The following is an 18,658-nucleotide window of genomic DNA, read 5'->3' on the forward strand; positions in this document are numbered from 1 at the left end:
GAGATCCCTCATGAACGCACCCGTCCTGCCCAAAGATCTGCCCAAGGGCAGCCCCCAGAGCGTCACCACCGGCCCGGTCACCGGCTCGCGCAAGGTCTACGCGAGCGTCGCCGGCCGGCCCGACATCCGGGTGCCCTATCGCGAGATCGTGCTGACGGATGCGAACGAGCCGCCGGTGCGCGTCTACGACCCGTCCGGGCCCTATACCGAGGCGGAGGCCCGCATCGACCTGAGCCAGGGCCTGCCGGGCGTGCGCGAGCCGTGGATCGCCAAGCGCGGCTACGCGGCGGTGGAGCCCCGGGCGGTCAAGCCCGAGGATAACGGCTTCGTGGGGGCCGACAAGCTCGTGGCCCCCTGCCCGGCCGAGCGCGTCATCCGCAAGGCGGCGCCGGGCCAGATGGTGACCCAGTACGAGTTCGCCCGCGCCGGGATCATCACCGAGGAGATGATCTACGTCGCCCACCGGGAGAATCTCGGCCGCGAGCGGATGCTGGAACAGGCCGAGGCCAAGCTCGCCGACGGCGAGAGCTTCGGCGCCGCCGTGCCGCCCTTCATCACGCCGGAATTCGTGCGCGACGAGGTGGCGCGCGGCCGGGCCATCATCCCGGCCAACATCAACCACACCGAAGTCGAGCCGATGGCGATCGGCCGCAACTTCCTGGTCAAGATTAACGCCAATATCGGCAATTCCGCCGTCACCTCCTCGGCGGCCGAGGAGGTCGAGAAGCTCGTCTGGTCGACGCGCTGGGGCGCCGACACGGTGATGGACCTGTCGACGGGCCGCAACATCCACAACATCCGCTCGTGGATCGTGCGCAATTCCCCGGTGCCGATCGGCACGGTGCCGATCTACCAGGCGCTGGAGAAGGTCGGCGGCGATCCGCTCAAGCTCGACTGGGAGGTGTTCAAGGACACGCTCATCGAGCAGGCCGAGCAGGGCATCGACTATTTCACGATCCATGCCGGCGTGCGCCTCGCCCACGTGCCGCTGACCGCGCGGCGCGTCACCGGCATCGTCTCGCGGGGCGGCTCGATCATGGCGCGCTGGTGCCTCGCCGGGCACCGCGAATCGTTCCTCTACGAGCGCTTCGACGAGATCTGCGACATCTGCCGCGCCTACGACGTGTCTTTCTCGCTCGGCGACGGCCTGCGCCCGGGCTCGATCGCGGATGCCAACGACGCGGCCCAGTTCGCCGAGCTCGAGACCCTGGGCGAGCTCACCAAGATCGCCTGGCGCAAGGGCTGCCAGACCATGATCGAGGGCCCCGGCCACGTGCCGATGCACAAGATCAAGGTCAACATGGAGAAGCAGCTGCGCGAGTGCGGCGAGGCGCCGTTCTACACCCTCGGCCCGCTGACCACCGACATCGCCCCGGGCTACGACCACATCACCTCGGGCATCGGCGCCGCCATGATCGGCTGGTACGGCACCGCGATGCTCTGCTACGTCACCCCGAAGGAACATCTCGGGCTGCCGAACCGCGACGACGTGAAGACCGGGGTGATCACCTACAAGATCGCCGCCCACGCCGCCGACCTCGCCAAGGGCCACCCGGCCGCGCAATTGCGCGACGACGCCCTCTCGCGCGCCCGCTTCGATTTCCGCTGGGAGGATCAGTTCAACCTCTCCCTCGATCCGGATACGGCGCGGAGCTACCACGACGAGACCCTGCCGAAGGACGCCCACAAGGTCGCGCATTTCTGCTCCATGTGCGGGCCGAAATTCTGCTCGATGAAGATCACGCAGGATTTGCGCGCCGAGGTTCTGGCGATGGAGGCGGCCGGCGAGGTCATCCACACGGCGCCCATCCTGACGAGCGCCGAGCGCGAGGCCGGGATGCAGGCGAAGTCCGAGGAGTTCCTGGCCGAGGGCGGCAAGCTCTACGTCGACGCCGCCGAGTAAGCCTCGGATTCAGCCAAGGCCGGAAGGGCCGGGTTCCTCGGGAGCCCGGCCCTTTTTGTATTTGCAGCCAGCCCCGGCATCGCGCGGCGGGAGCCGCCAGCGCCGGCGGCGCGGAGGTTACCATTCCGTCGAGCCGGGAGCCGCCGGAGCGCGAAAAATAAAGAAATTTCGGGCATTCGGGTAACCCGATATTCACGCTCGATCCGGGCAGGTCTGAGCCATTAAGGCTCAGGTAAGCACCAGGGGCCCAGTCTGACGCGGTGTCTCATGCGCAGGAGTTCAGCCGTGAGCGAGATCAGTACCCTGCGGCCGATCGAGCGACCCGCAATCCCGGCCGTCGACCCCGTTCCGGTGGCCACCCCGTCACGCCCGGTCGAGACCGATCCGGGCCGGCGCCGCCTCGACCCGGCCGTGACCCTTGCGCTCGGCAGCGGGTCCGGGCCGGCGACGCGGCAGGACAACGAATATCGCGACCAGTTCATCCGCGACCCGGATTCGCGCCGGATCGTCTACCAGGTGGTGGATCCGGCAACCGGCGATATCGTGGTGCAGCTGCCGACCGAGACCACGCTCAAGGCCCGGGCCTATGCCGACGCGGCGGCGCTCCGCAGCGCCGAGCCAAGCCAGGAGCGCGCCGCGCCGGTTTCGGGCGAGTCCTACAGCATCGACCGCAGCGCCTGAACCGATCCGGGCCCGGGTGACACGCCGCGCGCGAGCGCGGCTGTCGGCGTTTGCCGCGACGAAGGCCGGCGCCCGACGGTTGCGCGAGGCCAAAAACGCGAGAAAGCCGCGCTCGCGCGCGGCTTTCCCCGGTCCGGTCCGGCCCCGGAGGGCCGGAGCCTTCCCCTTAGCGGAGGAGCTGCAGGATGCCCTGCTGCGCCTGGTTGGCGAGCGACAGCGCCGAGATCGCCAGCGAGTTGCGGGTCGAGAGCGCCTGCGAGTTCGCTGCCTCCTCGTTCAGGTCGGCGCTCGTGAGGTTCGAGGAGCCGGTGTCGAGGATGTTGATCAGGTTCTTCGAGAAGTCCTGACGGTTCTGCACCACCGAAAGGTTCGAACCGAAGGTCGAAGCCTGGCCGCGCAGCTGGCTGGTTGCCGTGGTGATGGCCGAGAGCGTCTTGGTGATCTCGTCATCCGACTGGAAGCCGCCCGTCACCGCGGTCAGGCCGAGGCCGTCGGCATCGAGCTTGACGCCCTTGATGTTAAGGCTGGAGGAGCCGTTCTCGTTGAAGGTCACCTTCAGGGTGTTCTCGTTCTCGTCGGCGCTGTTGCGGTAGAGCAGGTTGACGCCGTTGTAGCTCGAGTCCTTGGCCTGCTGGGTGATCTGGTTCAGGAGCTCGTTGAACTGCTTGGCCAGAGACGCGCGGGTCGAGTTGGTCGAGCCGGTGCTGTCCTTGCCGGAAGAGGTCAAGGCTGTCGCCGGGCCTTGTCCAGCGACGCCAGAGGTCTGGAGACCGAAGCCGACGTCGACGTTGTTGCCCGCCGTGGCACCCTGAGCTGCCTGAATGGTCAGCTTCTGGCCTGCACCCGCAGTCGTCGTGTTGATCACGAGCTTGTCGTTGGCGTCAAGGCTCGCCGTGACGTTGCCGGCAAGACCGGTATCGGCAGCGATTTGCTTGTTGATCGCAGCCAGGATTTCGGTCTTGCTCGTCGTGGCCGCCGCTGCGCCGGTCGTACTGTCGAGCTTGATCGTCTTTGCCGGACCGGTTCCGAGCTGGAGGGTGAAGCTCGCAACCTTTGTGCCGCTCAAGTCGGTCGCGCTGGTCAGCGAAACGTTACCGTTGATGACAGCCTTAGCAGAACCGTCGGTGGCGTCTGAACCCGTTGCCGAAAGGCCGGTCACGGCGCTACCAGCAGCGCCCGCCGTGAGGACCGTCGTTCCAGCGCCGGTCGTGGTGCCGAAGCCGGTATCGGTCTGCGTGCTTCCGCTCGGAGCAGCTCTGACATTCACCGAAACCGCAGCGCCCGAACCGAGATCCGTGGAGTCGAACTCGATCTTGGTACCACCGTTAGCGACCGCCTTCAGCGAAGAACCCGCAGCCGTAAGCTGGACGTTGATCGCGTCGGCCAGGTCAGTCGCACTTGGGCCTGTTCCGAGAGCAGTGCCATCGGCTTTCAGGCTCGCAGAAGTCAGCGAGATATCCGTGCTGTTCACACCATCGCCAACGGTGAGGAACGCGCCGGCGGTGGCGCTCAGCGTGACCGCGCCAGAGGCGGTGCTGGCCACTGCCTTCGCTGCGGTCGGGGCGGTCGCCGGCTTTCCGAAACCGAGATCGTAGGTCGCGCTGGTCGCGCCGGAGACGGTGAGCTTCTGAGCTGCGCCAGTGTTCGTGGTGGAGAGGTTGAGGCGGCCATCCGCACCGACGGAGGCCGACACTTTGCCCTTGAGAGCAGGGCTGCTTGCGATCTGGCTGTTGATGGCCGAGGCGACCTGATCAGCCGTGACCTTGGTGAGATCGGCGACCGAACCCTTCAAGGTCGCAGCATCGAGGCGGACTGTCGTCTTCGTGACGCCACCGTCGAGAGAGATGTCGAGCGAGCCGTCTTTGCCCAGCGACGAAAAGTCCTGGGTGCCGTCGGGCGTGCCGGCGAGACCCTGGAACGAAACGGAGCCGGAGACGGTCGCGGCGGTCGCGGCTTTGCCGCTCGACACGGCGCTCTTGTCCGACAGCGCCTGGTTGGCGGTGGACTTGGCCGAATCGACCAGCTTCTGGATCGAGGTGATGCCCTGGTTGGCGGCCTGGATCGTCTGGACGCCGTTCGAGATGCCGTTCAGGAGCGCGCTCAGGTCCGACGAGCGGCTGGTCAGGCTCTGCGAGGTGAAGAAGCTCGTCGGGTCGTCGAGGGCCGAGTTGACCTTCTTGCCGGTCGAGAGACGGTTTTGGGTGGTGGAGAGGAGGCTGGCCGTGTCCTGCAGCGAGAGCAGGTTCTGACGCGTGGCAGCCGAAAGCGTAATGCTGGAGGACATTGTGGCGATCCATTCTGATCGGTACGTCTCCGATTTTGGAGACGGGCCCATGTCACCCCGGATATCTTGCAATCGGCTTAAGCCGCGTCGGTAAAGCGCCGTTAAGAGAACTGGACAAATCCTGAATACTTGAGAGCGGGCCCAGTTGTTTCAAAGACTTAAGCCAGGTCAGCCCGGGAAACATTTACCATCCGTTTACCATACCGAAGGATGGTGGCGGCAACCCTGGAGATCGCGCCCGTGCCCCTGAAGATCGAACTCAAGCCGTTCGAGCGCCTGCTGATCGGCGGAGCGGCGATCCGCAACGGATCGCGGCGCTCGAGCTTCGTCATCGAGACGATGACGAAGTTCCTGCGCGAATCGGACATCATCACGGAGAGCGAGGCCGACACGGCCTGCAAGCGACTCTACCTGACGCTGACGGTGATCTACCTGACCGACAACGCGCCCGAGGCGGAGAATGCCTTCGTGCTCCAGGCCAACGAACTGATCTCGGCGGTGCCGACCACGGCGCCCTACGTCAAGGACATCTGCGCCCTGATGGCGGCGCGCGAGTTCTACAAGGCGCTCAAGCGCGGCAAGGAACTCGTCCAATACGAGCGGGCTCTGGCCGACCGGCTCGCCGGCACCCTGGCCGCCGGCGAGACCTCGGCGAGCCAGGCGCCCTGACGGGCGCTGCCGGACGATCCGGGAATCGAGAAAGGGCCGGGCGCGGGAGGGCGGAACCTTCCCTCGCCCGGCCCTTCGCGCAATCGCGGGATGCGTGTGCGCCGGCCGGGTCTCAGCCGCGCAGGCCGGCGGCGAGCTGGTGATTGATGTTGATCAGCGCCGAGAGCTTCTCGGCCTGCGGCTCGACCATGGTGTCGATGCTGCGGCGGAACACGAAGATCGAGAGCTGCGCGATCTCGTTCTTGACCGTGACGGGCAGCGGGCTCTCCGGCGCGGTCGCGGCACCGGCCAGGACGGTCCAGACCTTCTGATTGAAGTTCAGGGCCTCGTTGATGCCGGCACTCTGGTTCGCCCAATCCGACTGCACCGCCTGCAGGCGGGTCGCGGCCTTGATCAGCACCGCGGCTTCGGCTTCACGCGGCGACAGGGCCACCTGCGAAACCTTCGCGTAGGCGCTCGCTCCGTACGACATCGACGTCATTCCCCCCAGGCCGCGGCGCGAATCGTGACAAGCCGCTGGCGCAGGCTAGGCGAGACTGTCTTAAGACAAGGTAATCCGCAGCCCTGCCGCAATCGTGCCGAGAAGCGCGCTCAGGGACCGCGGCGCGATCGTGCGGCCGTCGCATCGGACGGCCTGGGGCGGGATGCCTGCGGGATGATGAATTTTCTGTTGGGGATGGTCGCCGGCGGACTGATCGCCTGCGTGGCGACGATCGCGGCGGCCCGTCACCCGGAAGTGCAGGCCCGGCTCGGCCTGAGGCCGGCGCCGGTGCCGGCCGTCTCGATGCCGGCGGCCCTTCCGCGACCCGAATCCTGCCCGCCGAGGGCGGGCGATCCGCCGGTGGTCGGCAATGCCGAGATGCTGTTCTCGAAGCGCCGGTTCTGGTCCGTGACGCCCCGGTAGGGCGCGATTCAGACGCTGCTGAGCAGGAACATCAGCATGGTCGTGGCGACCGTGGTGCTGAGGAAGCCGCAGAGCGCCGCGGCGAAGGACGGGCCGGTGGCCGGCAGGGTCTCGGCGGCATGGGTGTTCAGCGTGGTCATGGCGTTCGGCCTTCATCGCGACTCGGGCGCCGCGGCTTGAGTGAAGATGTCGTGAAAGCGGGTGGGCGGGTGTGCGTGGCCGCACCCGCTCAATCGCAGCGGTTCACGCGCTTGGCGACGCGCAGCGCCCGCAACTCGCTGCGGAGGTCGATGGCGATGACGCCGGCGCCGCAATCCTCGAAGGCGTCGCGGGCGTCGTTGTAGCGGTCCCCCACCTCGTCGAGGGTGTCGCAGACCCGGTCGTGGTTGCCGATGCGGGCCTCCTGGCGGGCCTGGAAGCGCAGGGCGTTGGCCTCATCGACCTTGCGCTGCGCCTCGAGGCAGGACGGCAGGGCAGAGGCCGGCGCCGCACAGGCGAGCAGGCTCAAGCCCGCGAGAGCGGAGAGCGAGAACTTCAACATGGGACACCGTTAACGCGGTCACTCGATCGTGAGCCAAGGGCGCAACCAGAAGTGAAGTAACTTCGGTCATAGCCCGTTCAGGTCCTTGAAACGGGACAGCGTACGCGATGGTTCCGTTCATCGCTCAAGCTTCGTCCGGGGTCTTCGCGAGACCAGGATCGCCGCCAGCGAGACGGGCGCGAAACCCTGCGCGTCGACCCCGACATCGTATTGCCGCGGGATCGGCTTCAGCTGTCCGTGCGAATGCCCGTGCAGGTTCAGGGCCCCGCGCCCCATCCCGTTCCAGGTCCGGAAGGCGTAGTGGCAGAGCACGAGGCGGCGCTCGTCGAGGCTGATCTCCGCGTAATGCCCGACGAAAACCCAATCCGGCGCATCCAGCGTCGCCGGCCCGTCATTGTTGCCGATGATCAGGCGCTTGGTGCCGTTGAGGCCGGCCAGGATCTCCCGCACCCGCTCCGCCGGCGGCCCGAGGGCGAAGTCTCCGAGATGCCAGACCTCGTCCTGCGGTCCCACCACGGCGTTCCAGTTGGCGATCAGGGCGGCATCGTGCGCGGTCAGATCCGGGAACGGCCTGCGGTCGAGCCGCAGGATCCGCGGATCGCCGAAATGGGTGTCGCTCGTGAAGTAGGTCGCCATCCGGTCGCGCCTCGCTGGTCCGCGCGGGGCAACGCGGGGCGGCGCCAAGGGATGCTCAGGGGCGCGCGGCCGGCATCTCCACCGTGAAGCTCCGCTCCAGCGCGACCGCGCCGGCGCGCAGGACGCGGAAATGCGCCGTGTAGGAACCGGGCGGCCAGCCGCCCGGCGGGCGCTTCCGGCCGCCGAAGAGCAGGGACTGGGCCCGGGGCCGGACGAGGGCCGGGTCGTTCGCCTCGGCGAGGACGCGTCCGTCCGGGCCCCGCAGGACGAGGCTCTGCACGTCGCCGGCATCGAGGCCGATCGCCCGGGCCCAGGCCACGAGGGCGTCCGGATCGCGGCCGGGCGGCCGAGTGGTCCCGGTCTCGATCGCCGGCATCGTGACGGCGCCGTCGGCAAATCCCGCGTCGAGGAGGCTGCCGGCCCGGTAGCTCAGGCTCTCGTGCAGGGCGGGGTCCCACAGGCTCGCCTTGAGCGAGGCCGCGCCGGGCGCTGAGGTCTCGGCGCCCGGCGCGAAGGGGTCCAGGGTTCGGCCGTCGCGGCGCAGGGTGAAGTGCAGGTGCGGGAACTCGCTGGCGCCGGAGAGGCCGGCCCGGCCGATCGGCTGCCCGGCCATCACCGCGGTGCCGGGGCGCAGCGTCACGCTTCCCCGGGCGAGGTGGCAATACTGGGTCTCGTAGCCGTCCGGATGGGCGATCACCAGGCCGTTGCCGCACTCGACGCCCGCGACCTTGGCGAGACCCGTCTCGCGCACGGAGATGTCGGGGGCGTCGTTGCGGCTGCGCAGGATGGTGCCGGCGGCGGCGGCTCGCACTACCCCGAGCGGGCCGGCCTCGGCGGCGAGCGACGGCAGCCGGATATCGGTGCCGTCATGCCCGTCATAGGCGCGGCTGCCGCCCGTATAGTCGCGCGCGCCGGGCCCCGGGTCGCGGTCGACGTAGTACTGGATGAAGCAGGTGCGGCCGGGCTCGCAGGCGAGCGGAAATTGCAGGACCGGCAGCTCGGCGCGCGCCGGGCCCGCGAGGAGCAGCAGCGGCACGAGGAGCGGAGTGAGGCGGGGTCGGGTCGCCATAATGCGCGGGTCTCCACCGGGTCCGGATGGGCAGGCCCGCAGCCGCGGGCACCCGCATGTGCGGGCACCTGCATGTGCGGGCAGAGGGGATCAGTTGAGATAGGTCCGGATCCAGACCGGCGGGAGCAGGTCGCCCTCCGCAGTGGTGATCCAGGGCTGCAGGGCCGGGTCGGCCAGGAAGGCCCCGGCCGCCGCGATCGCCTCGCGCAGGCTCGCGAAGCGGGCCGGATGCTCCGGGGAGAAGCGCGCCGGGAGCGCGTGCCAGACCTTGAGGGCGGCCGGGCGATCGAGGATGTCGAGATCCATCGGAAGCATCCTTGTGCGCCGCGCTCAGCGGGTCTGCGGGTGGGGTTGGGCGGGCACCCGGATCTCCACCAGGCGGCCCGTGATCGGATCGAGAATCGTGAGGGTCATGGCGAGCTCCGGAATGCCGATGCGTCGATCCTCGCCGATCGGGGGGCCTATGACTGTGACGTCCCTCACGCCCCCCCGGATGGCGGCCCGCGCCGGCCTTCTGTGACCGGCATCACCGAGCCCCGGCCGGCGCGCCCCTACAACGGGACATCCCCGCCGGGGCCCAGCCCCGATCCCGGCGGCCCTCCCCCGGCTTCCTGTCAGGAGCGCGCCCGATGCCCACGACCCTTCCGCTCCGCGCCGACACCCGCCTCGCCGGCAGCCGCAGCGCGGATGCCGCCAGGATGGCGATCCGGCGCCAGGTCCGCATCGCCGTGCTGGTCGTCCTCGCCCTCGTGGGCGGTGTCGGCGGCTGGGCGAGCCTCACGGTGATCGGCGGCGCCGTCATCACCTCGGGCCAGCTCGTGGTGGAGAGCGACGTGAAGAAGGTGCAGCACCCGGTCGGCGGCATCGTCGGCGAATTGCGGGTGCGCGAGGGCGACCGGGTCAAGGCCGGCGACATCCTGGTGCGCCTCGACGAGACCCAGCCGCGCGCCAGCCTCGACATCGTGCTGCGGGCCCTCGACGCGCTCAGCGCGCGGCGCACCCGCGAGGAGGCCGAGCGCGACGGCGACATCGCCCTCAACTTCCCCTCGGACCTCCAGGCCCGGGCGGCTTCGGACGCGGCGGTCGCCAGCCTGATCGACAGCGAGACGCGCCTGTTCCTCGCCCGCTCCAAGGCCCGCAACGGCCGGAAGGCCCAGTTCCGCGAGCGCGTGGCGCAGCTCGAACAGGAGATCGCCGGCCTCAACGAGCAGATGGCCGCCAAGACCAAGGAGAGCGCCGCCGTGAACCTGGAGCTGAAGGGCATCCGCGAGCTCTGGCAGAAGAACCTCGTGCAGCTGCCGCGCCTCACCGGGCTCGAGCGCGAGGCCGCGCGGCTCGAGGGCGACCGGGGCAAGATCCTGGCCGGGATCGCCCAGACGAAGGGCAAGATCAACGAGGTCGAGCTGCAGGTCATGCAGGTCGACCAGGACATGCGCAACGAAGTCGCCAAGGACCTGACCGAGATCCGGGCGCGCTGGTCGGAATTCGAGGAGAAGCAGACGGCGGCCCTCGACCAACTCCGCCGCACCGACCTGCGCGCTCCCCAGGACGGCATCGTCCATCAGATGACCGTGCACACCGTGGGGGGCCTCGTGGTGCCAAGCGAGCCCGCGATGCTGATCGTGCCAGAATCCGACGAGCTCGCGGTCGAGGTGAAGATCCAGCCCAAGGACATCGACCATGTCCGCGTCGACCAGCACGCGACCCTGCGCTTCTCCGCCTTCAGCCAGCGCACCACGCCGCAGGTTGGCGGCACGGTGGAGCGCGTCGCGGCCGACGTCACGCAGGATTTGAAGACCGGCGCCAGCTTCTACAAGGCCCGGATCCGTGTCTCCCAGAGCGAGCGGGCCCGGCTCGGCACGGTCCAGCTCGTGCCTGGCATGCCGGTCGATGCCTTCCTGGAAACCGGCGAGCACACGGTGATCGCCTACCTGACGAAGCCGCTCACCGACCAGATCACCAAGGCCTGGCGCGAGCATTGAGGTGCCGGATCATCCGGCCCGGGTTCAGAGCCGGGGATGCGTCCGCACAGAGTCCGGACTCGGCGCCTTCGGTCGGGATCATCCGCGCTTCGTCGATGCCTTTCGCGAAGCCTTCGGCGCCCGGTTCGAGGTCGCGCCGTGGCGCGCAGACCTGCCTGTCCGTGTCGGGCGCGCGGGACGAGCGAGGTCAGGGCGCGGGCTCCCGCCAGGCCACCAGTTCATAGGCCGTGACCGGGCGATGGAAGCCCTTGAGGCCGAGCGGCCCGAGGGAGCGGACCTCCGCCCAGGCTTCCGTCAGGTGCTGGGCGCGCTGGCTCACGACGATCTGGCCGGCCGCCGCCTCGTCGCAGAGACGGGAGGCCAGATTGGTGACGCTGCCGAGCGCCCCGTACTCAAGCCGGCCCTCGAACCCGAACTGACCGAGCGTCGCGTACCCGACCGCGATCCCGATGCCGAAGCCGATCTGGTGGCCGCGCCGCTCCCACGCATCCGAGAGCGACCCGACGGCCTCGCGCATCGCCAGCGCCATGCGCAGGGCCCGCTGCGGATGGTCCGGGCACGGCAGCGGGTCGTTGAAATAGACCATGATGCCGTCGCCCGCGAAATGCTCCAGGGTGCCCTCGAACCGGGCGATCACCGCCCCCATGGCGGCGTGGTACTCGCGCAGAACCTGGAGGGCATCCTCGGGCGCGGCCGTGTCGGTGAAGGCCGTGAAGCCGCGCAGATCCGCGAACACCACCGAGATCTCCCGGCGGTGGCTCTCCAGCAGCGCGCTGCCGGTGCCCTCCGCGGCGACGAGGTCGGCGATCTGGGGCGAGAGAAAGCGCCGGAGGCGGCCGATGCGGGCGATCTCGTCGACTTGTTCGGCGACCCGCGCGGCGAGCTCCGCGTTGCCGCGGGCGAGCTCGGCGGCCTGCGCCTCCAGCCGCTCGGCCTGGGCCCGCACCGTGTCGGTCAGGCTCTTGATGCGCAGCATCGAGCGCACCCGCGCCATCAGGGCGGCGTGCTCGTAGGGCTTCGTCAGGTAATCGTCGCCCCCGGCATCGAGGCCCGCCACGATGTCCCGGGTCTCGGCGCGGGCGGTGAGCAGGATGACGGGGACGAATTGCAGGTTCGGGTCCTGCTTGAGCGCCCGCAACACGTCGATGCCGTTGAGCTTGGGCATCATGATGTCGAGGAGGATCAGGTCGAAGCCGTCCTCCCGGGCCCGCGCGAGCCCGTCCTCGCCATCCACCGCCGTCACCACCGCGTAGCCGCTCGCTTCGAGGCGGATCCGCAGAATCTCGAGATTCTCGGGTGCGTCGTCCACGGCCAGGATGCGGGGCGGCATGGTGCGGGACCCTTCGGGCTCAGCCATCCTGCAGGATCTGGCGCACCAGCCCCAGGATCTTGCGCGGGCTGAAGGGCTTGGCGACGTAGCCGTCGCAACCGGCCGCGAGCGCCTTCGCCTCGTCGCCCGAGAGCGCGTAGGAGGTGACCGCGACGATCGGGATGTGGCTTGTCGTCGGGTCGGCCTTGATGTGCCGGGTCGCCTCGTACCCGTCCATGACCGGCAGCTGGATGTCCATCAGGACGAGATCCGGGATCTCCTGCTGGGCGAGGCGCACGCCCGCGCCGCCATCCGTGGCCTCGATCAGGCCGTAGCCCGCGCAGGTCAGGAGATCGCGCAGGATGCGGCGATTGTCCTCGGTATCCTCGACCACCAGGATTCGCTTCATCACGCGGCCTGCCTTTCCTCGCTTGCCCGAACCGGCAGGATGACCCGGAAGGCCGCGCCCCGGCCGAGCTCGGACTCGACCTCGATGCGCCCGCCATGCAGCAGGACGAGCTTGCGGGCGATCGACAGGCCGAGCCCGGTGCCGCCCTGCTTGCGCGTGCTCGAACTGTCGATCTGCTGAAACTCGTCGAAGATCCGGCCCTGATCGGCCGGGGCGATGCCGGGGCCGGTATCCGTCACCGTGACGGTGAACCAGCCGCCCTCGGCCTCCGCCTCGATCCGGACGGCGCCGGTCTCCGTGAACTTGATGGCGTTGCCCACGAGGTTCATCAGCACCTGGGTCAGGCGCCGCTCGTCGCCCTGGCCGAGGGGCATGTCGTCCGCGGCCGAGACCGTCAGGGCGAGGTTCTTGTTCTGCGCGAGCGATGAGGCCGCGGCCGCCACCGACTCGATCACCGCCCGCATCGAGTAATCCTGGAAGCTCAGCGTCAGCGAGCCCGCCTCGATCTTGGTGAAGTCGAGAACGTCGTTGATCAGGCTGAGAAGGTGGCGCCCGTTGATCTGGACCCGCTCCAGGGCGTCGAGGGCCCGGTCGCTCAGCGGCCCGTAGAGCCCATCCACGAGAAGCTCGGAATAGCCGAGGACCGCGTTGAGGGGCGTGCGCAATTCGTGGCTCATATTGGCGAAGAACTGGGTCTTGTGCAGGTCCGCGATCGCGAGGGCGCGGCCCTTCTCGTCGACCTGATGGAACAGGCGCGCGTTGCGGATCGCCAGGACGGCCTGATGCGCGAAGGTCTGCACCACCTTGGCGGAGGCCTGCGCGAAGCTCCCCGCCTCACCGCGCAGGAGCAGGAGCAGGCCGAGCGGTCCCTCCTTGTCGGCCAGCGGCACGACGAGGCCGTTGCGGAAGCCCGCCCGCTCGAGTTCCGCGCCGGGGAGCCAGGCGGCCTCGCCGAGTTCCGGGAGGCTCAGGGTGTCCCGGCGCTCCGTCACGGCGAACAGGGCCATCGCACCGGGCGCCAGTTCCCCCGGGAAGGCGCCGCTCCTCTGCGCGCCCGCGAGCGTGAGGCTCTCATCGGCCTCCGCGATCAGGTAGACGGCGCCGGCCTCGGCCCCGGTCAGGGCCACGGCCCTGTCCGCCACCGCCGCCACCACGGCATCGAGGTTGAGGGAGGCGACGATGGCGCGGCCCGCCTCCTCCAGGGCCTTCAGCTCGTCCACCGAGCGGGCGAGCGCCCGGGTCCGCTTCTCGATCTCGTCCTCCAGCCGGCCATAGGAGCCCGAGAGCTGGTCGGCCATGTGGTTGAAGCGGTCGGCCAGGTGCTCGAACTCGTCGCCCGTCTTCAGGTCGATGCGGTGGTCGAAGCGGTTCGCCGCCAGGTGCTCGGCCCCGGCATGGAGGGCGCGGATCGGCACGATCAGCCGGCGCGCCAGGACGAGGCTCGCGCAGATCGCCACGACGAGGCCGAAGGCGAGGAGCGAGGCGAGGCGAAACAGCAGGTCCCGGATCGGCGCCATCGCCTCGAGGAGCGGCTGCTCCACCAGGATGCTGGCGGGCAGGGTCGAGATCGCGGCCGGCGTGGCGATCACGAGGCCGCCGGCGGAATCGCGCCCGAACATCCCGGGCTCCCCGCCGCCCGCGACGATCGCGGCGACCTGCGGCAGCGCGGCGACCGTGGCGCCGACCTCAGGCATCGCGCCGGCCGAGCGGGCGACGACGCGCCCGGTGCCGTCAACCAGGATCGCGCTGCCGCCCTGGCCCGGCGGGCCGGGCGGGAAGGCGCCCGACAGGGGCTGCAGGCTGACCTGCGCCAGGGTCACCCCGGCATTCGCCCCGGAATGCCGGATCGCCAGGGCCGCGTAGGGCTCGTTCCCGATGAAATAGGGCTTGCCGAAGCCCGCGCCGCCCTCCGGCGCGGGGGCCTCCGGCGCCGGATCCGCCGCCCGGGCGCCACCGCGGCGGGCGCGCACCTGCTCGCGCCCGGTCCCGTCCAGGAAGGCGACCGCCAGCACGCCCGGTACCTGGCGCAGCAGCAGATCGTAATCGTCGCGGTGCTGCGCCAGGGTCACGGCGCTCGCCCGGGTGACCCAGCTCACCTCGCGCTCGATCTCGCTGAGCGCCGCCTGCATGGCCGCGACGGCGGCGGCCGCGTAATCCGCCTGGGCATGGGTGACGCTCGCCCGGGTCTGGCGATAGAGAATCCAGGTCTCGACGCCGGCATTGATCGACAGGACCAGGGCCACCAGGCTCACGAGGGTCAGGACATATTTCCGGAAGAGGCTGGCGCGCCAGGAGGACCGGTACAGGACCTGTTTGGCGATGCGGGCGCGCAGGCTCACGGGGCTGCCCGCCGACGCGGGCGCGGCCGCTCCGATGCGCGGGACACCATCATCCCCTCCTCCGCGCGACGCCCACACGCCCTGGTTGGGCCTGAGCCGAGGCAGCAGTGTCGGCTTAGCCGGAGAGCCGCGATATAACATTCGTGAAGGAGGCAGGGCGGGAGCCCTCCTAGGATCGGAACAAATCCGCACGTTGGCTGGGGGCGGAAGCGGCGGGTCCGTTCATGAAAAGTTCCGACTTCGAGGTCCTCCTTCGCCTCAACCCGCTCTTCTCCGACCTCGGTCCGGAGGTGGTCGCAACGCTGGCCGCCATGAGCCACACCCGGTCGCTGCGTGCGGGCGAGGTTTTGTTTCGCGAGAACGACTTAGGTGATGCGCTCTACGGGATCCGACGCGGCGAGATCCTGATCGAGACGGGCAGCGCCTCGGGCAAGCGCGTCGTGCTCAACACCCTCGGGGCCGGCGACATCTTCGGCGAGATCGCCCTCCTGGACGGCCAACCCCGCACCGCCGATGCCCTCGCGGTGGAGCAAACCGAACTCTTCGTGCTGCGCCGGTCCGATCTTCTCAGCTATCTGTCACGGGAACCGGCCATCGCGATCAAGTTGATCGAACTGCTATGCGCCCGCGTACGCTACATTGCCGGGCAGATGAACGAGATGACCGTCCTGCCGCTCTCGACGCGCCTTGCTCGGCGCCTGACTGTCCTTGCGGAAGACTTCGGAAGCGAGATCCAGATCTCTCAGGAACAGCTCGGCGCCTATGTTGGCAGCACCCGCGAGAGCGTCAACCGCCAGCTCCAAGCCTGGCGCAAGGCCGGCCATCTCGATCTGAAGCGCGGCTGCATCATGCTCCGCGACAAGGAAGCCCTCTCCCAACACGCCGGCTTCCTCAACGCCGCGGACAGCGATTGGTGAACCGCCCCGTCAGGGCATCGCCCGGACAACCCTGAAGCCATTGGCGTAGTAGCGAACATCCGCATCGTAGCGGAAGCGCGCCGATGGCTTCACGTAAGCTGCTGAACTGTCAAAGGAACCACCGCGCAGGACCCGCTGTCCGCAATTGCCGCGCAAGGACGCGGACCCGTCCTGAGGCGCGCCCCGGTAATCGTCGGACCAGCAATCCTCCACCCATTCGGCGGCATTCCCGGCCATATCGAACAGGCCGAATCCGTTCGGCGGAAACTGCCCGGCTTCGACGATCTGCGGATTCGTGCCCGAGCGGCAATCCCGGCAATTCGCCTTGCCGGCCCCGACTTGCTGCCCCCATGCAAAAGCTGAGTTCGCCCCGCCGTGAGCCGCGTATTCCCACTCCGCCTCGGTCGGAAGGCGATACGTCTGGTGTGTCTTGGCCGTCAGCCAAGCCGCGTATTCCTTTGCATCGTACCAGCTCACATTGGTAATAGGCTTGTGGCCCGGACCTGCGTCAGTGGACCGATACTTGCACGCGCCGGCCTCGACACACCGGTTCCACTCGTCGAGGGTTATCTCATAGCGTGCCATGGCGAAGGGTTTCGCGATGGTGACACGTCGCACGGGCCGATCAAACGGCGTGCTCGCCGACCCCATCTCGAAGGATCCGGCGGGGAGGACCACCATCTCCGGGCAATCCTCGCAATCGCGGATCGGCTCAGCGCCCCTCTGTTTCGGCACCACAGCCGGAACGGGGGGAATGGCCGCGACGACCGTCGGTGGCTGAGCCGGCACCGGCGGAGCCTGGGCGGGGACCGGCGGACCTTGTGCGGGGGCTGGCGCCGGGCTCGTCTGACGCGGACGGCTGATCCGGGGCGGAGCAGCTTCGCTCTCAGGAATTCTGGCAGCTTGTGCGGTTGACGGGAGGGTGCCCGATGTCGCCGGCTTGGTGAACTGGAACTCTTCGATCAGCGACGAGGCCACCCACGGGACCTGCTCCGTGTTCGAAGCGCGTGAAACGCCCATCCGCGTGTGGGCAAAGACCTCCTCGGCCGTCAGATTCGGAGTCCGCAATTCCTTCAGGAGTTCTCCCATGAAGAGGCTGACGTCACTAGTCCCGTCACGAAGCACTTTCCCGGGCGGCGCCGTGAAGAGCACGAGCGTTCCTTCCGGAGCATCGACCGGCGCAAGGCCAGCCGACGATGCACGAAAGCGGCGTTCGTAGGGATTTGCTCGAGCGGCATCCACAATACCGATTTTTACTTTTGCACCGCGGCGATTCATTTCCGTGAGAACAGCGTCCAGGTTGATGCCGTCCCTCCGCGTCTCGGTCTCTGACCAGACCTGAGCGTTCACCGGCAACAGGTAACTTTGGCGGCCAACCTGGATCCCCAATCCGCCGAAATAGAAAAGTGCCGCCGATCCGGCGTTGATCTTCGAATAAAATCCATCAAGGACGAGCTGCGTGTCTTCGCGAGTAAGATTTTCGCGGAGATCGACATCGAAGTCGTTGCGACGCAGTTCCTCTGCGAGGAGTCGCGCATCCTTGCCGATGCTGGGTAATGGTGCGTTGGCATCGGGGTAGCGAACGTTCGCAATCAGAAGCGCGAAACGACGCCCGACGCCGATATATCCTTGCGCGGTTGCGGCGTCGATCACCGACAGAAGAGCCAACGCAGCTCCCAATGCTATCGCGATTGCGCGAAGATTCCTCGACGGAATCCTCAGTGGCACGGTGAGTCTGCGTGACCCAACCACCGCAAAGCTATGGATCGGTACGGCACCAAACACATCACGGAACGAAAATCCTGTCATCAAGAGCTGGCCCAGGAACCGTAAAACCTAACGCCGTGTCTCCGAATCGGGCACCAGCGACGGCACAAAGTTTCCTCCGAAGCGGATTCAGATGCAAATCATACGCTTGATCTGAAGCGATACATCCGCAAGGTCATGGCGTTCGCCCGAAAGAGTACGGAACTAACACTCTTGCGCTTCTGCGCCCGCCGCCGGATCATGCGCGTATTGGCGGGGAATGACGCTTTGCTTGGGAGCAGGAGGCCTCTGATGCGGGCTTGGACACGGAGGACCTGCACGCAGCTGGCGATCCCGCTGGTTTTGGCCGCTGGCGCGAGCCATGCGCAGGACAACAAGACGACCCGGACCCCTTCGGCTCCCGGAGCCGCCGTCTATTTCATCGACATCAAGGATGGCGCGGTCCTCCCGCGTAAGGCCATGATCCGCTTCGGCCTCCGCAACATGGGCGTGGCGCCGGCGGGTTCCGATCGGATCAATTCGGGCCATCACCATCTGCTGATCGACGTCGCGGCGCCGGCGCCCGATCGGCCCATTCCCAATGACTTCAATCATCTTCACTTCGGAGCCGGGCAGACCGAGGCGGAGGTCGACCTTCCGCCTGGAGAGCACACACTGCAATTGCTCCTCGCAGACAAGGATCACGTCCCGCACAATCCGCCGATCGCGTCCGAGGTTGTCAAAGTGCGCGTGGTCGAATCCCCAACCCAGAGCCCGACTGTGGCAAACACCTCGCCGCAGACCCGTCGGTCATCCCCACCGGGCGCACGCGTGTATTTTGTCCAGCCGCGCAATGGCTCTGTGATCGCTCGCAAGACGACCATTCGATTCGGCCTTGTTGGGATGGGTGTTGCGCCGGCGGGCTTCGACAAAGCGAATACCGGCCATCATCATCTCTTGATCGACACACCCATGCGGTCGCCCGACGAGCGCATTCCCAATGACTTCAATCATCTGCATTTCGGCCTCGGCCAGACCGAAGCGCAGGTCACCTTGCCGCTGGGCACACACACGCTTCAGCTTGTCCTCGCGGATGCCGATCACGTCCCGCACAATCCGGTCGTGATGTCCGATCCAATCAAGGTTCTGGTGACACGAACCGGGCGGCGGTCTCGCGCCAAACACGCTCGCGCACGCTGAGCCCGTTGGGTCGTCAATCGACCCTCTCCTTCGGGCGAGCGCGACAGATGGCCAAGGCGTGCCCGACAT

19 protein-coding genes are annotated in these 18,658 nt (G+C 68.2%); 7 read left to right on the top strand and 12 right to left on the bottom strand.

Annotation, left to right across the window (positions count from 1 at the left end; all coding sequences use genetic code 11):
* The first annotated feature begins 10 nt into the window (after nucleotides 1-10).
* Nucleotides 11-1,903 carry a phosphomethylpyrimidine synthase ThiC gene (thiC, locus tag F6X53_RS01380; RefSeq protein ID WP_150996418.1) on the top strand — a complete coding sequence of 631 codons (1,893 nt, stop codon included), beginning with the start codon at nucleotides 11-13 and terminating at the stop codon, nucleotides 1,901-1,903.
* Nucleotides 1,904-2,188: 285 nt separating this feature from the next.
* Complete coding sequence (locus F6X53_RS01385) at nucleotides 2,189-2,584, top strand: flagellar protein FlaG (protein ID WP_150996420.1); 396 nt, start codon at nucleotides 2,189-2,191, stop codon at nucleotides 2,582-2,584.
* Between the two features lie 166 nt (nucleotides 2,585-2,750).
* On the opposite strand, the gene F6X53_RS01390 is transcribed toward F6X53_RS01385, so the two are convergent.
* Nucleotides 2,751-4,868: a flagellin N-terminal helical domain-containing protein gene (locus tag F6X53_RS01390; protein ID WP_191970651.1), complete on the bottom strand. Its 2,118-nt coding sequence runs from the start codon at nucleotides 4,866-4,868 to the stop codon at nucleotides 2,751-2,753.
* 240 nt (nucleotides 4,869-5,108) lie between these two features.
* Here F6X53_RS01390 and F6X53_RS01395 point away from each other — a divergent pair, with 240 nt between their 5' ends.
* Nucleotides 5,109-5,537: a flagellar biosynthesis repressor FlbT gene (locus tag F6X53_RS01395; protein WP_150996425.1), complete on the top strand. Its 429-nt coding sequence runs from the start codon at nucleotides 5,109-5,111 to the stop codon at nucleotides 5,535-5,537.
* A 112-nt stretch (nucleotides 5,538-5,649) separates the two neighbouring features.
* Here the strand turns inward: F6X53_RS01395 and flaF are convergent, their stop codons facing one another.
* The gene (flaF, locus tag F6X53_RS01400) at nucleotides 5,650-6,009 is read right to left on the bottom strand and encodes a flagellar biosynthesis regulator FlaF (protein ID WP_150996427.1); all 360 of its coding nucleotides are present in this window, start codon (nucleotides 6,007-6,009) and stop codon (nucleotides 5,650-5,652) included.
* A 183-nt stretch (nucleotides 6,010-6,192) separates the two neighbouring features.
* On the opposite strand from flaF, the gene F6X53_RS01405 reads away from it, so the two are divergent.
* Nucleotides 6,193-6,441, top strand: a complete 249-nt coding sequence (locus F6X53_RS01405; protein WP_150996429.1) for a hypothetical protein — start codon at nucleotides 6,193-6,195, stop codon at nucleotides 6,439-6,441.
* An 8-nt stretch (nucleotides 6,442-6,449) separates the two neighbouring features.
* Here the strand turns inward: F6X53_RS01405 and F6X53_RS33575 are convergent, their stop codons facing one another.
* The 6 genes from F6X53_RS33575 to F6X53_RS32055 form a co-directional block, all read right to left on the bottom strand.
* Nucleotides 6,450-6,581, bottom strand: a complete 132-nt coding sequence (locus F6X53_RS33575) for a hypothetical protein (protein ID WP_280525985.1) — start codon at nucleotides 6,579-6,581, stop codon at nucleotides 6,450-6,452.
* Between the two features lie 89 nt (nucleotides 6,582-6,670).
* Nucleotides 6,671-6,982: a hypothetical protein gene (locus F6X53_RS01410; RefSeq protein ID WP_150996431.1), complete on the bottom strand. Its 312-nt coding sequence runs from the start codon at nucleotides 6,980-6,982 to the stop codon at nucleotides 6,671-6,673.
* A gap of 117 nt (nucleotides 6,983-7,099) precedes the next feature.
* Nucleotides 7,100-7,618, bottom strand: a complete 519-nt coding sequence (locus F6X53_RS01415; protein WP_150996433.1) for a metallophosphoesterase — start codon at nucleotides 7,616-7,618, stop codon at nucleotides 7,100-7,102.
* Between the two features lie 55 nt (nucleotides 7,619-7,673).
* On the bottom strand, nucleotides 7,674-8,687 hold the full coding sequence (locus F6X53_RS01420) for a M23 family metallopeptidase (protein ID WP_150996435.1): 1,014 nt from the start codon (nucleotides 8,685-8,687) through the stop codon (nucleotides 7,674-7,676).
* Between the two features lie 90 nt (nucleotides 8,688-8,777).
* Complete coding sequence (locus tag F6X53_RS01425; protein ID WP_150996437.1) at nucleotides 8,778-8,993, bottom strand: hypothetical protein; 216 nt, start codon at nucleotides 8,991-8,993, stop codon at nucleotides 8,778-8,780.
* Nucleotides 8,994-9,017: 24 nt separating this feature from the next.
* Nucleotides 9,018-9,170, bottom strand: coding sequence for a hypothetical protein (locus tag F6X53_RS32055; RefSeq protein ID WP_191970652.1), 153 nt, complete (start codon nucleotides 9,168-9,170; stop codon nucleotides 9,018-9,020).
* Between the two features lie 146 nt (nucleotides 9,171-9,316).
* Between F6X53_RS32055 and F6X53_RS01430 the strand changes: the two genes are divergently transcribed.
* Nucleotides 9,317-10,669, top strand: a complete 1,353-nt coding sequence (locus tag F6X53_RS01430) for an HlyD family type I secretion periplasmic adaptor subunit (protein ID WP_150996439.1) — start codon at nucleotides 9,317-9,319, stop codon at nucleotides 10,667-10,669.
* 187 nt (nucleotides 10,670-10,856) lie between these two features.
* Here F6X53_RS01430 and F6X53_RS01435 read toward each other — a convergent pair whose 3' ends face one another.
* Genes F6X53_RS01435 through F6X53_RS01445 form a run of 3 tightly spaced genes read right to left on the bottom strand, consistent with a single transcriptional unit; the run spans nucleotide 10,857 to nucleotide 14,726 of the window.
* The gene (locus F6X53_RS01435) at nucleotides 10,857-12,026 is read right to left on the bottom strand and encodes an adenylate/guanylate cyclase domain-containing protein (protein WP_238296826.1); all 1,170 of its coding nucleotides are present in this window, start codon (nucleotides 12,024-12,026) and stop codon (nucleotides 10,857-10,859) included.
* Nucleotides 12,019-12,387, bottom strand: a complete 369-nt coding sequence (locus tag F6X53_RS01440) for a response regulator (protein WP_150996723.1) — start codon at nucleotides 12,385-12,387, stop codon at nucleotides 12,019-12,021. The genes F6X53_RS01435 and F6X53_RS01440 overlap by 8 nt, the downstream gene beginning before the upstream one ends.
* The gene (locus F6X53_RS01445; protein WP_191970653.1) at nucleotides 12,387-14,726 is read right to left on the bottom strand and encodes a sensor histidine kinase; all 2,340 of its coding nucleotides are present in this window, start codon (nucleotides 14,724-14,726) and stop codon (nucleotides 12,387-12,389) included. Before F6X53_RS01445 ends, F6X53_RS01440 begins: the two co-directional genes overlap by 1 nt.
* A gap of 224 nt (nucleotides 14,727-14,950) precedes the next feature.
* Between F6X53_RS01445 and F6X53_RS01450 the strand changes: the two genes are divergently transcribed.
* Nucleotides 14,951-15,643 carry a Crp/Fnr family transcriptional regulator gene (locus F6X53_RS01450; protein WP_150996443.1) on the top strand — a complete coding sequence of 231 codons (693 nt, stop codon included), beginning with the start codon at nucleotides 14,951-14,953 and terminating at the stop codon, nucleotides 15,641-15,643.
* Between the two features lie 9 nt (nucleotides 15,644-15,652).
* On the opposite strand, the gene F6X53_RS01455 is transcribed toward F6X53_RS01450, so the two are convergent.
* Nucleotides 15,653-17,311, bottom strand: coding sequence for an SUMF1/EgtB/PvdO family nonheme iron enzyme (locus tag F6X53_RS01455; RefSeq protein WP_191970654.1), 1,659 nt, complete (start codon nucleotides 17,309-17,311; stop codon nucleotides 15,653-15,655).
* A 390-nt stretch (nucleotides 17,312-17,701) separates the two neighbouring features.
* Here F6X53_RS01455 and F6X53_RS01460 point away from each other — a divergent pair, with 390 nt between their 5' ends.
* A complete protein-coding gene (locus F6X53_RS01460; RefSeq protein ID WP_150996447.1) occupies nucleotides 17,702-18,589 on the top strand; it encodes a DUF4399 domain-containing protein in 888 nt (295 codons plus the stop codon).
* Nucleotides 18,590-18,658: the final 69 nt, after the last annotated feature.

The organism is Methylobacterium soli (assembly GCF_008806385.1).
Taxonomy (GTDB): Bacteria; Pseudomonadota; Alphaproteobacteria; order Rhizobiales; family Beijerinckiaceae; genus Methylobacterium; species Methylobacterium soli.

Excerpts from the sequence above, each read along its gene's own strand:
- thiC (WP_150996418.1), top strand. The coding sequence starts at position 11 with ATGAACGCACCCGTCCTGCCCAAAGATCTGCCCAAGGGCAGCCCCCAG.
- F6X53_RS01390 (WP_191970651.1), bottom strand. The coding sequence starts at position 4,868 with ATGTCCTCCAGCATTACGCTTTCGGCTGCCACGCGTCAGAACCTGCTC.
- flaF (WP_150996427.1), bottom strand. The coding sequence starts at position 6,009 with ATGTCGTACGGAGCGAGCGCCTACGCGAAGGTTTCGCAGGTGGCCCTG.
- F6X53_RS01405 (WP_150996429.1), top strand. The coding sequence starts at position 6,193 with ATGATGAATTTTCTGTTGGGGATGGTCGCCGGCGGACTGATCGCCTGC.
- F6X53_RS33575 (WP_280525985.1), bottom strand. The coding sequence starts at position 6,581 with ATGACCACGCTGAACACCCATGCCGCCGAGACCCTGCCGGCCACCGGC.
- F6X53_RS01410 (WP_150996431.1), bottom strand. The coding sequence starts at position 6,982 with ATGTTGAAGTTCTCGCTCTCCGCTCTCGCGGGCTTGAGCCTGCTCGCC.
- F6X53_RS01415 (WP_150996433.1), bottom strand. The coding sequence starts at position 7,618 with ATGGCGACCTACTTCACGAGCGACACCCATTTCGGCGATCCGCGGATC.
- F6X53_RS01420 (WP_150996435.1), bottom strand. The coding sequence starts at position 8,687 with ATGGCGACCCGACCCCGCCTCACTCCGCTCCTCGTGCCGCTGCTGCTC.
- F6X53_RS01425 (WP_150996437.1), bottom strand. The coding sequence starts at position 8,993 with ATGGATCTCGACATCCTCGATCGCCCGGCCGCCCTCAAGGTCTGGCAC.
- F6X53_RS01430 (WP_150996439.1), top strand. The coding sequence starts at position 9,317 with ATGCCCACGACCCTTCCGCTCCGCGCCGACACCCGCCTCGCCGGCAGC.
- F6X53_RS01435 (WP_238296826.1), bottom strand. The coding sequence starts at position 12,026 with ATGGCTGAGCCCGAAGGGTCCCGCACCATGCCGCCCCGCATCCTGGCC.
- F6X53_RS01440 (WP_150996723.1), bottom strand. The coding sequence starts at position 12,387 with ATGAAGCGAATCCTGGTGGTCGAGGATACCGAGGACAATCGCCGCATC.
- F6X53_RS01450 (WP_150996443.1), top strand. The coding sequence starts at position 14,951 with ATGAAAAGTTCCGACTTCGAGGTCCTCCTTCGCCTCAACCCGCTCTTC.
- F6X53_RS01460 (WP_150996447.1), top strand. The coding sequence starts at position 17,702 with ATGCGGGCTTGGACACGGAGGACCTGCACGCAGCTGGCGATCCCGCTG.